Genomic DNA, 15,284 nt, shown 5'->3' with positions numbered 1-15,284 from the left:
GGTGCGTATTTCATTCGAGGGTGATCTTGCGTTCGCGAATGATGCGTGCCCAGCGCTGACTGTCGGCAGACACCATCTCGGCGAACTGTGCGGGCGTGCCCAGTGGGGCGGGTTCAACGCCGAGTTTGGCCAGGCTTTCCACCACTTCGGGCGCGTGGGCCGCTTTCGCGAAGGCCTCATGCACACGCCCCACCAGATCAGCTTTCATGCCGCGCGGTGCATACAACCCAAACCAGGTCACGGATGAAAAACCAGGAAGACCCGCCTCGGCCACGGTCGGCAGCTCGGGCGCCAGTGCGGAGCGCTTGTCTCCGGTAACGGCCAAGGCACGCAGGCGACCACTCTTGACATGCGGCATGCCGGACGGGATGGAGTCGATCAGCACCGGCACCGAGCCGGCAATGACATCGGGAATGGCCAATGCCGTGCCCTTGTAAGGCACGTGGGTGATAAAAATGCCAGCCTGGGCCTTGAAGGCTTCGGTCGTCAAATGCACGATGGTGCCATTACCGCTGCTGGCGTAATTGAGTTGGCCGGGATGCTTTTTGGCGTATGCGATCAACTCGGGCACCGTTTTCACAGGCAGCGACAGTGTCACTAGCAGCACGCTAGCGGCGTCGGCCAGGTGCGCAATCGGCGTGAAATCCTTGATGGGATCGTAGGGCAGCCTGGGCATGAGGTGCGGCGAGATGGCATGCGTGCTGCTCGTCGTCAATAGCAGGGTATAGGCATCGGCCGTCGCCTTTGCGGCCTCGGCCGAACCTATCGTGCCGCCCGCACCGGCCTTGTTGTCAACGATGACCTGCTGCCCGATGTCTCTTGACACGCGCTGAGCAATAACCCTGGCAACCAGGTCGGTTGCGCCGCCGGCGGGAAACGGCACCACCAGTCGCACCGGCCGCTCGGGCCAAGCTTGGGCTTGGGCGGCTGCGACTGCGGCAATGAGCGAGGCGACTCCGAGCATGCGGAGGCAGCTAGACAGATAACGCATGTGAAATTTTCCTTGAGTTGTGGGCGAGCGATGCCAGGAAAGTCAGCTCCGACGGCATCTTAGGAAGACTTCAGCATTACCACAATAAGAGAATTTGCAATGTTTGGTTGCCGAAACGGCAAACCCGGGCACGCAAACTGCAAGGACTTATCGCTCATCGGACGGAATCAAACGGCTAGCGGCGTGACATCAAAGCCCGAAGCCGCAACCCGTCTGTGGCTGCTCGGACAGGCGTTGCTTGAGATAGTCGAGAAAGGACTGTACCGCTTGCGGCAAGCTGCGGCCGGCCAGCGTTTGCACCTCGATGTAGCGCAAACCCATGCCGTGATCGCGGATCGGAATCACCACCAGCGTGCCGGCAGCAACCAGGTGCCGCACCGACACCTCCCCACAGACGGTGATACCGCCGCCATGCACGACAAAGTTGTGCTGCGTCGTCATGCTGTTGCTGGTCAGCACGGACTCCATCAGCAATTGCTGGCGGCTGCACTCCATATCGATCATCTGGCGCACCGTCGTGTCCGGCGCAGGCAGCACCATCGGATAGGCGCACATCTGTGCCAGCGTGACCGACCGGGACTGGGCCAGGGGATGATCGTGGCGCATCAGCGCCAGAACGGGCGCCGGCTGGCGGTACTCGACCTTGATCTCCTTGTCCGGGGCACGGCTGAATCTCAATCCGATGTCTGCATCGCCGTCGCGAACGCGCACCGAAACCTGGACCGGTGGCTCGACATTCAACTCGAAAACGATGCCCTCGTTCCCGGCTCTGAATGCGATGATCAGCGGCGGCAGGAATTCGTTGGCAAAAGCCTCTGATGCGGCGATTCGCACCTTGCCCGAGCGCAGGCCTTGCAAGGCAAGGATCTCATGGATAGCTCTTTCCGCATCCAGGCTCGCCCGGCGCGCGTGCGTTGCCAGTATCTCGCCGGCCGCGTTCAGCACCATGCCACGCGGATGCCGCTCAAAGAGCGCCGTACCCAGCGCCTGTTCCAGCCCGGCAATCTGGCGGCTGATCGCCGAAGTCGCCACGTGAAGCCGTTCCGAGGCCTCAGTCAGTGAGCCGCAGCGCGCCACCTCGAAGAAATAACGCAGCGCCGTTTCCTGCAGGCAGCGCGCCCGCATGTCGGCCGCGGAAAGACTCATGATGGTCCTTTGATGGTTTTTTGATGGTTTTTTGATGGTTTTTTGATTCGGCAACTATATGACGCGAATGCGAGCGCTGTAATTTTTGCGAAAACGCAAGGACGAGGAATCACCACCGCACCCTGGAAGAACGCCAGCACGTTCACTGCGCCGCTCGACTTGGGGCTGCCGGATGCCTTTGCGCCTATTTGAGCAGCCGCGTAAAACCGAGCGCCCTGGCGACCATGCGCCGGTGCTGGCCGGGCTTGAACTGTCCTGAACCAATGCGCCGTCATACAGGCCAGCCAAAGGCTTCAGGCCCGCCGCCTCACCAAGCACTAACCGCTGACCACTGGCGCTCTAACGAAAACGTTTGGTGAACTCGCGCACCACGCCGATGATTTCGGCGCTACCCAGAGGTTTGACTGGGTAACGGGTATTCAGGGGCTTGAGGTAATAATCAGCGCCGTCCTTGACCAGTTGCTTGAACGTGGTCTGGTTTTTGCTGTTCAGCACGATCACGTAGTCACCGGGCTCGGCCGTCAATTCGGGCTCCACCACCAGGATGGAACCTTCGGGAAAAGAGTCGCCGGTGCTGCCCACCATGCTGTCACCATGCACACGCAGGGCAAAAGTGTGGCGTTTGACCGGCACGGTGACAGGCACCGTCTCAAAGCCGCCCCGGGGCTTGAAATTGTCGATGACCGTGTAGTTGCCCGCCTCCACTTCGGAAATCAGAGGTATTTCAGCCCGCACATCGAGGCCCAGGCTCATGCGGGAGTCGCCGGACACGAGCTCGGCCACCGAAATCCCCAGGAGTTCGGCTACTCTCGGCTGATTGGCGCGCTTGGGCGCCGTTCCGTCTGGTTTTTCCCATTGTTGTACGGCACCGCGGCTGACGCCCACCGCATCAGCGAATTGTTGCTCGCTCAGCCCTAACAGCCGGCGTTTTTCGCGGATTAATGTGTGGATGCTCATGGAATATGAGGGTATTCCCACGACAAGATAGAAAAATATTCATGGATAGTTAAACTTTCCCCGAAATGCAATACCCCTGATTGCTTGTACGATAAAAGAATGCTAGTTAAACTAGCCCAAAAATAACTGACACGCACAAGCCCCATCGATGACCCCATGGTCTTTGGAGCTGTGCCAAGGGAAGCAGGCTTAATTGATGGAAACAATTAACCAGACGCGACACCTCCAGCCTCATTCGCAAAACTGCCGGCACGTCAGTACCACGGCCGCGCCCGCCTTTCACAGCACGACAGCAAGCATCATTCAGGGCGAATTGCCACTCGCATACACGGGTTACCAGTAACCCAGGAAGTGGCACCATGAATTCTGCTGAACCTGCCACTTCACCCGCGCATATCCTGATCGCAGAAGACAGCGGCGTGCAGGCCTACATGTTGCGCCGCATCCTCGAACAAGAGGGGCACAAGACCAGCGTCGCGAACAACGGCCGGCTCGCACTGGAATTGGCGACGCAGATACGACCCGCACTGGTTGTCAGCGACGTCAACATGCCCGAGATGAGCGGCTATGAACTGTGCCGGCAGATCAAGGCCAACCCCGATCTTTGTCATATTCCGGTGATTCTGGTGACCAACCTGTCGGACCCCGATGACGTGTTGCTCGGGCTCAAAAGTGGCGCCGACAGCTTTGTCATCAAACCCTACGACAAAACCCATATGCTGGCACGCGTACAGCATGCGCTCAGCAACCAGCGCCTTCGCACCGAGGCAGAAAAGGGCCCGGGGGTGGACATCTTCTTCCATGGCCAGACGCACCAGATTACGGCCAGCCGTGCGCAAATCCTCAATCTGCTGATGTCGACTTACGACGCAACCGCACAGCGCAACAGGGAACTTCACGAAAGCCGTGAACAGCTGGCCGAACGCACTGCTGAGCTGCTGGCGGCGAACCGTTTTCTTGACTCGATCATCGAGAACATTCCGAACATGATCTTCATCAAGGATGCGGCCGAATTGAAGTTTGTAAGGCTCAATCGGGCAGGCGAGGACTTGCTCGGATATTCGCGCGACCAGTTGCTCGGAAAAAGTGACCATGACTTCTTCCCCCAGGACGAAAGCGATCATTTTGTAGCCAAGGACCGCGAAGTCCTGACCAGCGGCGGAATCATGGAAGTCGCTGAAGAGCCCCTGCAGACGGCCAACCAGGGAGTCCGCCTGCTTCGCACCAAGAAGGTGGCGGTGCTGGACGAGCACGGCGTAGCGACTCACCTCCTGGGAATTTCCGAGGATGTCACCCAGCAAAAAGAAATGGAAACGGAGATCCTCGACCTCAATGCGGCGCTGAAGGCACGGGCTGAAGAACTGGAAGCCAGCCACAAAAGCCTGGAAAGCTTCACGTCCGCGGCGACCCATGACCTTCGCTCACCGCTGAGTGTCATTGGCGGCTATGCCGGCCTGCTGGAAAAGAATTACGCCAGCCGACTGGACGAAAAGGGTCGGCGCTATGTGTCGGTCATCCGGGACAACATCAAAAGCATGGCCAAACTGATCGACGACCTTCTGGCTTTTTCCAAGCTGGGCCGGAGCGAGATCAGCAAAGCCAGCGTGAACATGCAGGGACTGGCCCAACAGGTCATCGACGAGATCCTGCAACGCCATCCGGAAGGCAATAAGCCACGCATCGTGCTGGATTCGCTGCCGCCGGCTCCGGCAGACGCTGCGCTGCTGCGCCAGGTCTGGGTGAATCTGCTGTCCAATGCCGTGAAATACAGCAGCCGTGCCCCCAGCCCCCTGATTGAAGTCAGTGGCCGCCTTGACGGTGGGGAAGCGGTGTATTCGGTGCGCGACAACGGCGCTGGCTTCAGCATGGACCAGTATGACAAGCTCTTCGAGATTTTTCAGCGGCTGCACAGTGATGACGAGTTTGAAGGGACCGGGGTGGGCTTGCCCATCGTCCACCGCGTGGTGACCCGACATGGCGGTCGCGTGTGGGCCGAGGGCAAGGTAGGTCAGGGCGCGGTGTTTCATTTTGCGCTGCCTGTTTAACGTCATTCGCCCTCACCTCCGCCCTCAGGGCCTGAGCGGTCTTGCGGCTCATCGCTCACGGAAGGATTTTTCACTGCCCGAATCACTTCAAGGCTCAGTCCATGTCCAGCACCTTGCATGAACCCAGCCAGGGTGACCGGGGAGATGACACCGGCAGACCGGGTGCTGCCGTACAGCTGATCACGCTGATCATCAGGCTGGCCGCCAGTGCAACCCTCCTCACCGGCCTGTCGGTCCTGGCGGGTTGGGTATGGGAAGTGTCCCTCCTCAAGAGCGTGCTGCCGGGTGCGGTGGACATGAAAGCCAATACGGCGCTGGGCCTGATCGCGGCGGGCGCTGCCCTGTGGTTGCTGGACCTCCAGCGAACGGCATTTTTTCAGCAGGGGGCGCAGGCACTGGCGCTTCTTGTCGGCATGTTGGGCCTGGCCACCTTGGGGCAGTATCTGTTCGGCTGGCGCCTGGGCATTGACGAGTTGCTGTTCCTCGACCGCCAGGGCGCGTACAACGCGATTCGCGGCCGCATGTCGCCTTACAGCGCCGCGGCTTTCGCCTGCATCGGACTGGCCTTGCTGATCCTGCCGCGATCCGGCCTGCGCACGCCGGCATTTTTGGCAACGGCGGTGACGCTGATCATTGGCACGCTTTCGGCGATCGGCTACGCCTGGAACGCCAGCGAACTCACAACGGATGTTGTGCTGCCGCCGGTAGCGGTGAACACGGCGGTGGCCCTCATTTTTCTCAGCACGGGCACACTGCTGGCAATCCACAAGCGCATGGCACAACAAACGGCCTCTTCCTTCACGATCACATCAATCGAAGGAAAAATCCTCACCGGCTTTGCCGGCGCTTTTTTGCTGCTGGCGATCGGGGGAGGGCTTACCTACAAGGCCACCACGGTTTTTGCAAACTCGGCACAGCAGGTAGCCCACACGCAGCAGGTGCGCGCCGCACTGAGCCGTCTTTACGGTGATATCTCTGAAGCGGGCTTCGCACAGCGCAACTACCTGATTACCGGCCAGACCCAGCAACTCGATCTATACCGGCATCTGGTCTCAAACATAGCCGCCCAAACCGAATCAATAGGTTTTCTCATCAGTGACAACGCCCGCCAGGTTAAAAACCTGGCGCCCCTTCAGCCGCTGATCGACCACATACACGACCTGCTGGACCAGGGGATCGAGCTGTACCAGACCCAGGGGTTTGGTGCAGCCAAAACCCTGATTGACTCGGGGCGGAGCCTGAACGCGATGCGATCCATTCTCTCGGTGATCCAGAACATGGACGCCGAGGAAGAGGCTTTGCTGGTCAAACGCGAAGCGGCTTCGACACGCTTTCAGCGCTATATGCTGACCTCCATGCTGCTGACCATGGTGGTCGCGGCCTGTATTTTTATTGCCTTGTACCGCGAAATTCGTCGCGAAAACCTGGCGCGGCAACTGGCCGACCAGGCAATCGTCAGCGCCAAGAATGCGGCAGAACTTGCCCACCAAGAGGCCGACGCAGCCAACCGCGCCAAGAGCGCCTTCCTGGCCACCATGAGCCATGAAATCAGGACACCGATGAACGGTGTGCTGGGCATGGTGGAGCTGCTCAGCCTCACCCCGCTCAACGGAACCCAATACACCACCCTCAAGGCCATACGGGAATCCGGCCGGTCATTGATGCGGATCATCGACGACATCCTGGATTTCTCGAAAATTGAAGCGCAAAAGCTGGACATTCATCCCGAAATCGTATCCCTGAAGGATCTGGTCGAAGATGTCCACCACGTTTACTCTGGCAATGCCAGCAGCAAACGCTTGCTGGTCACCCATCGCGTCGATACGGCGCTCAGCCCTGCCCTGACAGTGGACCCGCTACGGCTGCGGCAGATACTCGGCAACTTTGTCAGCAACGCGATCAAATTCACATCTCATGGCCGGGTCGAGATCACGGCGGACCTGATCGAGCGTCAAGACGGTGAAGACCGGGTGAGGTTCAGCGTGAAAGACACCGGGATCGGCATTTCCGAAGAGCATCAACGGCTGCTGTTTCAGCCCTTTGCCCAGGCCGAGTCGAGCACAACTCATCGTTTTGGGGGCACCGGCCTCGGCCTCGTTATTTGCCGGCGACTGGCAGCCCTGATGGGCGGCTCCATCACCATGGTGAGCGCGCCGGGCGCAGGGACCACCATGACCCTTGACCTGTCGCTGCCCATCGCGGACCCCGCATTGCTTCCGGAAGACAACCCGGATGTCCCGGCCTCGTTTTCCGCAAGTCTGGAGACGCGCAGGACGGCGCCCGACGTGGCACAGGCCGAGGCAGAGGGCACACTCATCCTGCTGGCCGATGACCATCCCACCAACCGCTCGCTGTTGATGCGCCAGGTGAACCTGCTCGGCTATGCAGCGGAGAGCGCCAGAAACGGTGTCGAAGCCCTGAGCCTGTGGAAGTCGGGCCGATTTTCGCTGCTCCTGACAGACTGCAACATGCCCGAAATGGATGGCTACGAACTGGCCAAGACCATACGCGAGCGCGAAGCAGCCACAGACTCCCGCCACTACCCCATCATTGCCTGCACAGCCAATGCCATGGGCGGCGAGGCGGAAATTTGCCTCGCTGCGGGTATGGACGACTACCTTGTCAAGCCGGTGGAGCTAAAAAAACTGCTGGCCAAACTGGAGCGCTGGCTGCCCATCCCCGCGGCCCCCATCACACCGCCCACCTATTTTCCTGCGGCACGGCGGGCGAGGACGCCCATTGACCATGTGGCGCTGGCCAGGGTGTCTGCGGGCGATGCGGCCGTCGAGCGCGACATTTTCATCGAGTTTCAACGGGCCAATGAGGGAGACGCCGCGCTCTTGAGACAGGCAGTGACCGACGACGACTCCGCCCAGGTCAAACGGCTGGCCCATCTCATCAAAGGCGGTTGCGCCATGGTCGGCGCCCTCGCGCTGGCCAACGTCTGTGAACGTATCGAGCGGGCCAGCCGCGATGGCGACTGGAAGACCATCGTGGTCAGCATGATCGAATTCGAGCAGGAATTGACGGAGCTAAACCGCTACCTGGCCGAGGTTCAGGGATCCGCCACCTCTTGAGTGCCGGCCAGCATACTGGCGGGTCCGTGTCGCACGGCGGCCCTCATCGGACGTGCCATTCCCGCAGCCATCGACCAAGCAGCCCTGCCAATCCGATTGCGATGGAAACTGACGACGGAAACCAGAAACTGGAAAAAACGCACTGGAACCTGGGACAGCACCCCATGGAAACTCATGGAGTGCAGCCGTTCCTACTCCAGGTGCAGCTCCTGGATTTTGCGTGTGATGGTATTGCGGCCAATACCCAGCTTCTGGGCGGCTTCAATCCGGCGCCCGCGCGTATTGAGCAGGGCCGTCTGGATCAGCCTGGACTCAAAACGGCGTGTCAGCACATCCCACACATCGCTGCGACCCGCCGCCAGCAGCGCCAGGGCTTCAGCTTCAAGCCCGCTTTCCCAATTCTGCTCGCCAGCGGGCACCGTGGAAAACTGCGCCGCCGGAACAACAGGCTCGGAACCATGCGTGGTGGGCGGGACGGACGCCAGAGGCGCTTTATCGCCCGCCCCCGGCGCTGGTTCGTGCGGCACGCCCAGCACTTCAGGTGGCAGATCCTTGGCTTCAATGACCTGAGCAGGCGCCATCACGGTGAGCCAGTGGCAGATGTTTTCCAGCTGGCGCACATTGCCGGGAAAACCGAAGTTGCTCAGCTGCTGCAGCGCCGCATCGGAGATACGCTTGGGTTCCACACCCAGCTGCTTGGCGCTTTGCTGCAGAAAATGGCGGGTTAGCATGAACACATCTTCGCGCCGTTCGCGCAACGCGGGCAGACGCAGCCGAATCACGTTCAGGCGATGGAAGAGGTCTTCGCGAAACCCCCCTTCCTTGACGCGCTGTTCAAGGTCCTGGTGCGTGGCGGCAATCACGCGCACATTGGCCTTGACGGCGTTGTGTCCGCCAACGCGGTAAAAGTGACCGTCGCTCAGCACCCTGAGCAGGCGGGTCTGCAAGTCAAAAGGCATGTCGCCGATTTCATCGAGGAACAGCGTACCGCCCTCGGCCTGCTCAAAGCGGCCGCGCCGCATGGTCTGCGCGCCGGTGAAGGCGCCGCGCTCATGACCGAAGAGTTCGCTCTCGAGCAGGTCTTTGGGAATGGCTGCCGTGTTGATGGCCACAAAGGGCCCGTTGGCGCGCGGTGAGTGCTTGTGCAGCGCGCGCGCCACCAGTTCCTTGCCCGACCCCGATTCGCCGGTGATCATCACCGTCACCATGCTCTGGCTCAAGCGGCCAATGGCACGGAACACGTCCTGCATCGCTGGCGCCTGGCCGAGCATTTCCGGCGCGGCCGCCATGCGCTCTTCGGCCACCTCCTCGCGCTGGCTTTCTTCCACAGCACGGCGTATGAGTTCCACCGCCTTTGGGAGGTCAAAGGGTTTGGGCAGGTATTCGAACGCGCCGCCCTGAAAGGCGGAAACAGCGCTATCGAGATCGGAGAACGCCGTCATGATGATGACGGGCAGGCCAGGCAGCTTTTGCTTGACCTTCTCCAGCAGATCCAGCCCCGACCCGCCAGGCATGCGAATGTCGCTCACCAGGACTTGCGGGCCCTCTTCCTCTGTCGCGTTTTCCAGCGCCAGGAGAACTTCACGGGGGTTGGTGAAACTGCGCGTAGGAAGGTCCTCACGAAGCAGGGCCTTCTCCAGAACAAACCGGATGGACTGGTCATCATCAACGATCCAAATCGGTTTCATGTTGTGCAGTCCCTTTCGTGCCATTCGCGTTATCGCGTTTATTTATCAAACCATGGAGGAAGACATACCTCAAGGCAGCGGTATCAGCAGCTTGAAATCTGTCCGGCCCGGCACACTGTCGCACTCAATCAAACCGTGGTGTTGCTGAACAAAGGTTTGCGCCAATGTCAGCCCCAGCCCCGAACCGCCCTCGCGCCCTGATACCAGCGGATAGAAGATACGGTCTTTGATGGAGTCCGGCACGCCCGGTCCATTGTCAATGACATGCAATTCCAGTGCCAAGCGATAGCGCTGCTTGCCGAAAGTTACCTGCCGGGCGATTCGGGTCCTGAAAGTGATCTGCGCATCGCCTGCCACCATGCGCTCTGCGAGCGCCTGAGCCGCGTTGTGGGCGATATTGAGTACCGCCTGGATCAGCTGCTCGCGGTCGCCGCGGAAGCCGGGAATCGAAATGTCATAGTCCCGCGTCACACGCAGCCCCTTGGGAAACTCGGCAAGGATCAGCGAGCGCACACGTTCACACACTTCGTGAATATTCACATCGCCCACCAGATGCGGTCGCCGATGCGGCGCAAGCAGGCGATCGACCAGCGTTTGCAGACGATCCGCCTCATGAATGATGACCTGTGTGTACTCGGTCAGCTCCTTGTCGATTTCCATTTGCAGCAATTGCGCCGCGCCGCGAATGCCGCCGAGCGGATTCTTGATTTCGTGGGCCAGGTTGCGGATCAGTTCCTTGTTGGCCTGCGCCTGGTCAATCAGGCGTTCCTCGCGGTCCTGCTTGGCCTGCTGCTCCAACGGCAGCAACTCCACAATCGCTTCGCCCGGCGTATCGGTTTGCGCCACCACCACATGGACCGGCATCGGCTCGTGGTTCAGGCGCCTGAGCCATGCGTCATAGCGCAGGGCTGCAAACTCATTGCTGCCGGCGCCCTCCAGCGCATTTTGCAGAATCAGCGGTTCGGTAAAACACTCGGGGAGCTGCGAGCCTTCAATGGTGCGGCGTGAGGTGCCCAGCGCGTCTTCGAGCGCTGCGTTGGCGAACACCACCACCCCATTGGTACGCACCACGGCCACGAGCGTGGCCAGCAGATCAAACGATTGAAAGCGCGGGGACGCTGGGACGGGGAGTGAAATAGGGGGTAAATGTGGCTTGTTCAAGCCGTCCATTTTGGCCCATAAGCGGTGGAGATAAACGCTTAATTTGCGGCCGGGAGACGCGAAATCTCGCGCTTGATGCCGGCAATATCGCTCTGGTTGCGGGCGATGCTTTCCTTGAGTTCAGCCACGCGGTCCAGGTAGCGCTGGTAGTTGCGTCCTTCGATGCCCTGCTTTTCCGGTTCGCCGTTGTTGTACTCTTTTTGCTGCTCGGCCAATCGGGCTTCGGCCTTTTTCAGCTCGGACTCCAGAATGGCGCGCGAATCACTGTCGCGCGCACGCTGCTCCGGGCTGCCATCGGTTCGCGGACCGCCTGAAGCCGCCGCCGCAGCAACACGCACAGGCGCCCTGGGCACCGGGTTGCCCTGCACCACAGTGACATTGCCCCCCGACAGCAGCTTGCAATTACGGTTCTGGGCATCCTTGGTGTTGTTGATGTACTCGGGCACGCCACCATTGGCGGCAACGCAACGGTAAACCTGCTGGGCCCATGCGGTATTTCCCGCACCGGCCAGCAGCATGGACAAGAGGGACAGCGATAAAGTGTTTTTCATTCGGAACTCCAGATGCCCGCAAGGGCAAAGGACGGTCTATCAGTATGCTGCAAAGCGGTAAAAACACAAAGTCAGCGCCCCCATTACCCACCAGCCATAAAAAAGGACGGCATTTGCCGTCCTTTTTTGGCCACAAACCGTAAGCAACAGTAAGTGGCCGGGAGTCTGCAGCCCTGATTGCAGGGAGCTGATTTACAGGGAGTAATACATCTCGAACTCGATGGGGTGCGTGGCCATGCGCAGACGCGTCACTTCACCCATCTTCAACTCAATGTAGGCGTCCAGCATGCTGTCGGTGAACACACCGCCCTTGGTCAGGAAGCCGCGATCCGCATTGAGGCAGTCCAGCGCCTGGTCCAGGCTGTGGCAGACGGTTGGCACTTTTGCATCTTCCTCGGGCGGCAGATGGTAGAGGTCCTTGGTCGCGGCTTCGCCCGGGTGGATCTTGTTCTCGACGCCGTCGAGGCCGGCCATCATCAGTGCGGAGAAGCACAGGTAAGGGTTGGCCAGTGGATCGGGGAAGCGCGCTTCAATGCGGCGGCCCTTGGGATTCGCCACATATGGAATGCGGATCGAAGCCGAGCGGTTTTTGGCCGAATAGGCCAGCTTGACCGGTGCTTCGTAGCCGGGAACCAGGCGCTTGTAGCTGTTGGTGCCGGGGTTGGTGATCGCATTCAGGGCACGGGCGTGCTTGATGATGCCGCCGATGTAGTACAGGGCGAAATCGGACAGACCCGCATAGCCGTCGCCGGCAAACAGGTTTTTGCCGTCTTTCCAGATGGACTGGTGAACGTGCATGCCGGAGCCGTTGTCGCCCACGATGGGCTTGGGCATGAAGGTCGCGGTTTTGCCGTAGGCATTGGCCACGTTCTGCACCACGTATTTCAGCATCTGGGTCCAGTCGGCGCGCTGCACCAGCGTGCTGAAGCGGGTGCCGATTTCATTCTGGCCGGCGCCAGCCACTTCGTGGTGGAACACTTCGACCGGAATGCCCAGCGATTCGAGGATCAGGGACATCTCGGCGCGCATGTCCTGCGTGCTGTCGACCGGTGGCACGGGAAAGTAGCCGCCCTTGACGGTGGGACGGTGGCCACGGTTGCCGCCTTCGAGCTTGGCGCCAGAATTCCAGGGGGCTTCGTATTCTTCGATTTTGAAGAAGGTGCCCGACATGTCGGTGTTCCAGCGCACGTCGTCAAAGATGAAAAACTCTGGCTCAGGTCCGAAGTAGGCGGTGTCGCCCAGGCCGGAAGCCTTGAGGTAGGCTTCGGCGCGCTTGGCGATGGAGCGCGGGTCGCGGTCATACGACTTGCCGTCGCTGGGCTCCAGCACGTCGCAGCTCATGAACAGCGTCGTTTCTTCGAAGAACGGGTCAATGTTCGCGGTGTTGGGATCAGGCATCAACTGCATGTCGGAGGCTTCAATGCCCTTCCAGCCGGCAATCGATGAACCGTCAAACGCGTGGCCCGAGGTGAACTTGTCTTCGTCAAAGTGGGAGACAGGCACCGTCACGTGCTGCTCTTTGCCCCGAGTGTCGGTAAAACGGAAGTCAACAAACTTGACTTCGTTTTCCTTGACCATTTTCATGACGTCTGCGACGGTCTTTGCCATCAAAATCTCCTGTTGCTTGGATGGTTGTTAAAAAATTGTCTTCGGATGGTGAATGCACTTTTTGTGCCACAGCGGATGGCTGATCGGTTTTCGCCAAACCCCTGATTGTGCCGTTATCTGGCGCGGATTCTGTCGTTGCGAAGTCAGAATCTCAAAAAGAGGTACGCCGCTTTTGCACCAAGATGGCTCATCACATCAATGCACCATATCGGTGCAATCTCTCAGCGCACCAACTCAGGGCCTAATTTGACCTGGAATTTCTGCAAGCCCGCCAGCAAGGCGGGATAAGCCAGGCTCACCGCCTGCGGCGCGCCCTTGACGCCCAATTCGATGTGGCGGCCGTAATCGGGGTGATCCACGCTGGGCAGACTGAACACTTTCACCCCCACGTGCGCTGCCTCAATAGCGAGCATCAGGGGGGTCAGCGTGGCCTCCATGGAGCCAAACACAATCACCGACTTTTCGATGTAGGCGGATTTCTGATGTAGATGGGGATAGCGCTGGTCGAGCACCCACTCCATCATGGGCCAGGCCATGACCGGGAAGCCCGGAACAAAGTGCACCGCGCCCTCACCGGCCTGGCAGCTAAAACCGGGGATCTTGTTGTAGGGGTTGGGAATGATCTGGGCGCCCACCGGGAACACACCCATATTCAGGCGGTGGATGTTGTCCTCGCGGTCGGGCTCATAGGGCAGCCCCTGCTCTTTCGCCACGTCCTGCATGCGCTCCATGATCAGCGTTTTGGCTTCGGGGTGGAGGGCCAGTTCCACGCCCAGGGCCTTGGCCGCGCATTGCCGGGTGTGGTCGTCCGGTGTGGCGCCAATGCCGCCGCAGGAAAACACCACATCGCCAGACGTACGCGCCGCCGCAAAGGCGCGCGCCAGGGTGGCGGTGATGCGGGCCGGGTCGTCGCCCACGTAGTCGGCGTAGCCAAGCTGCATGCCGCGGGCACCCAGCAGCTCGATGGTTTTGGGCAGGTGCTTGTCGGCACGTTTGCCCGAGAGAATTTCATCGCCAACAATGACGAGTCCAAAGTTTGTGGTCATACAGGGCAGTCGTGAGGTTGCGGCAGGACAGTCATCAAGGCCGGACAGGGGGATTGCCGCCCAGCGAGCCGAAGCTGGGCGCCGGCCCCTCGGAAGCAGTCGGCGCCAATTCGTTCGCGATTGATTTAATAGCCTCCTGCGCGAGCGGATGGGGGGCCAGCGCGTTGTTTTTCTTGCGCAGCTGCTCCAGGGCGGCGAGCGTGTAGTGGGCAAACCAGAGCGACGAAAAAGCAAACACCAGGGTGTATAGCCAGATGGCCACCGGCACGAGGATAGGCGCCATCGCCACGAACATGGCGCCCGAAGCCCAGATCAGGCTGGGCGCGGCACCGAGGTAGCCGCTGAGCACCCCGATGCCCAGCAGCACGGCACGGTTCTCCCGGAAAATCTGGCGCCGCTCCTCACTGCTCGCGTGGTCCACCAGGGCGTCATACGACATGACGCGGTAGGTGAGCCAGCCCCAGATCAGCGGCGGCAGGATCAGGATCAACGGGGGAATCAGCCACAAGGGAATCGACAATACCAGTGCAATCACAGCGAGCAGGGTGGAGCCCAGCGACCAGAACAGGCTGGCAACCAAGGAGCCGCCCCGCTTGCGCTCCAGTTGCGGAAACCGTCGTTCGGCCACCAGGGCCACCATGGCGGGTGTCATGAACATTGCCACAAACAGCAGCGAGGCAATCACAATGACGGGAATGGCCAGGAACAGCAGCAATACAGGCGCCAGCACCACACGAAGGTCGCTCAGCCCCAGCCCTTCCAGCCAGCGGACCATCATGTCCACCAGTTCATAGCTTTCAAGGTTGCTGCGCACCGCGGCCAGCGCGCCTTCCCAGAAAAAGTAGCCCAGGCCGAGTGAGATGACAGCCATGATCACCAGGGGAAGGACCGACAGGGCGATGACCCGGGGATGCAGGCAGTACATGGCGGCCCGCCAGAAGGAGTCTAAAAGCTTGCTCATGGAGCTAGGATAACGCCAATGCATGGCAGCCTTCGGGACGGCATGTTCCGCCG

At 60.3% G+C, this 15,284-nt stretch carries 11 protein-coding genes; 2 read left to right on the top strand and 9 right to left on the bottom strand.

Going from position 1 to position 15,284, the window contains the following annotated elements:
- Positions 1–10 precede the first annotated feature (10 nt).
- The 3 genes from AC1DS5_RS13470 to AC1DS5_RS13460 all read right to left on the bottom strand — a co-directional run bounded on the left by AC1DS5_RS13470 (position 11) and on the right by AC1DS5_RS13460 (position 3,094).
- Positions 11–991, bottom strand: a complete 981-nt coding sequence (locus AC1DS5_RS13470) for a Bug family tripartite tricarboxylate transporter substrate binding protein (RefSeq protein WP_477718766.1) — start codon at positions 989–991, stop codon at positions 11–13.
- Positions 992–1,180: 189 nt separating this feature from the next.
- A complete protein-coding gene (locus AC1DS5_RS13465) occupies positions 1,181–2,137 on the bottom strand; it encodes a LysR family transcriptional regulator (protein WP_477718765.1) in 957 nt (318 codons plus the stop codon).
- A gap of 339 nt (positions 2,138–2,476) precedes the next feature.
- Positions 2,477–3,094, bottom strand: coding sequence for a LexA family protein (locus tag AC1DS5_RS13460; RefSeq protein ID WP_477718764.1), 618 nt, complete (start codon positions 3,092–3,094; stop codon positions 2,477–2,479).
- Between the two features lie 359 nt (positions 3,095–3,453).
- Between AC1DS5_RS13460 and AC1DS5_RS13455 the strand changes: the two genes are divergently transcribed.
- Positions 3,454–5,139: an ATP-binding protein gene (locus AC1DS5_RS13455; protein ID WP_477718763.1), complete on the top strand. Its 1,686-nt coding sequence runs from the start codon at positions 3,454–3,456 to the stop codon at positions 5,137–5,139.
- 101 nt (positions 5,140–5,240) lie between these two features.
- Positions 5,241–8,216: an ATP-binding protein gene (locus AC1DS5_RS13450; RefSeq protein ID WP_477718762.1), complete on the top strand. Its 2,976-nt coding sequence runs from the start codon at positions 5,241–5,243 to the stop codon at positions 8,214–8,216.
- A gap of 191 nt (positions 8,217–8,407) precedes the next feature.
- Here the strand turns inward: AC1DS5_RS13450 and ntrC are convergent, their stop codons facing one another.
- The 6 genes from ntrC to AC1DS5_RS13420 form a co-directional block, all read right to left on the bottom strand.
- Positions 8,408–9,904 (bottom strand): nitrogen regulation protein NR(I), encoded by a 1,497-nt coding sequence (ntrC, locus tag AC1DS5_RS13445; protein ID WP_477718761.1) that lies wholly within the window; start codon positions 9,902–9,904, stop codon positions 8,408–8,410.
- A gap of 69 nt (positions 9,905–9,973) precedes the next feature.
- A complete protein-coding gene (gene glnL, locus AC1DS5_RS13440; protein WP_477718760.1) occupies positions 9,974–11,074 on the bottom strand; it encodes a nitrogen regulation protein NR(II) in 1,101 nt (366 codons plus the stop codon).
- 29 nt (positions 11,075–11,103) lie between these two features.
- Positions 11,104–11,616: a hypothetical protein gene (locus tag AC1DS5_RS13435; protein ID WP_477718759.1), complete on the bottom strand. Its 513-nt coding sequence runs from the start codon at positions 11,614–11,616 to the stop codon at positions 11,104–11,106.
- Between the two features lie 192 nt (positions 11,617–11,808).
- Positions 11,809–13,224: a type I glutamate--ammonia ligase gene (gene glnA / locus AC1DS5_RS13430; RefSeq protein ID WP_477718758.1), complete on the bottom strand. Its 1,416-nt coding sequence runs from the start codon at positions 13,222–13,224 to the stop codon at positions 11,809–11,811.
- A 221-nt stretch (positions 13,225–13,445) separates the two neighbouring features.
- Positions 13,446–14,270 (bottom strand): competence/damage-inducible protein A, encoded by an 825-nt coding sequence (locus tag AC1DS5_RS13425; RefSeq protein ID WP_477718757.1) that lies wholly within the window; start codon positions 14,268–14,270, stop codon positions 13,446–13,448.
- 34 nt (positions 14,271–14,304) lie between these two features.
- The gene (locus tag AC1DS5_RS13420) at positions 14,305–15,231 is read right to left on the bottom strand and encodes an EI24 domain-containing protein (protein WP_477718756.1); all 927 of its coding nucleotides are present in this window, start codon (positions 15,229–15,231) and stop codon (positions 14,305–14,307) included.
- Between the last annotated feature and the right edge of the window lie 53 nt (positions 15,232–15,284).

This window comes from Polaromonas sp. P4_H1 (assembly GCF_056400945.1).
Note: the sequence above shows the minus strand (reverse complement) of the source record. Positions and strands in the feature narration are given on the sequence as shown.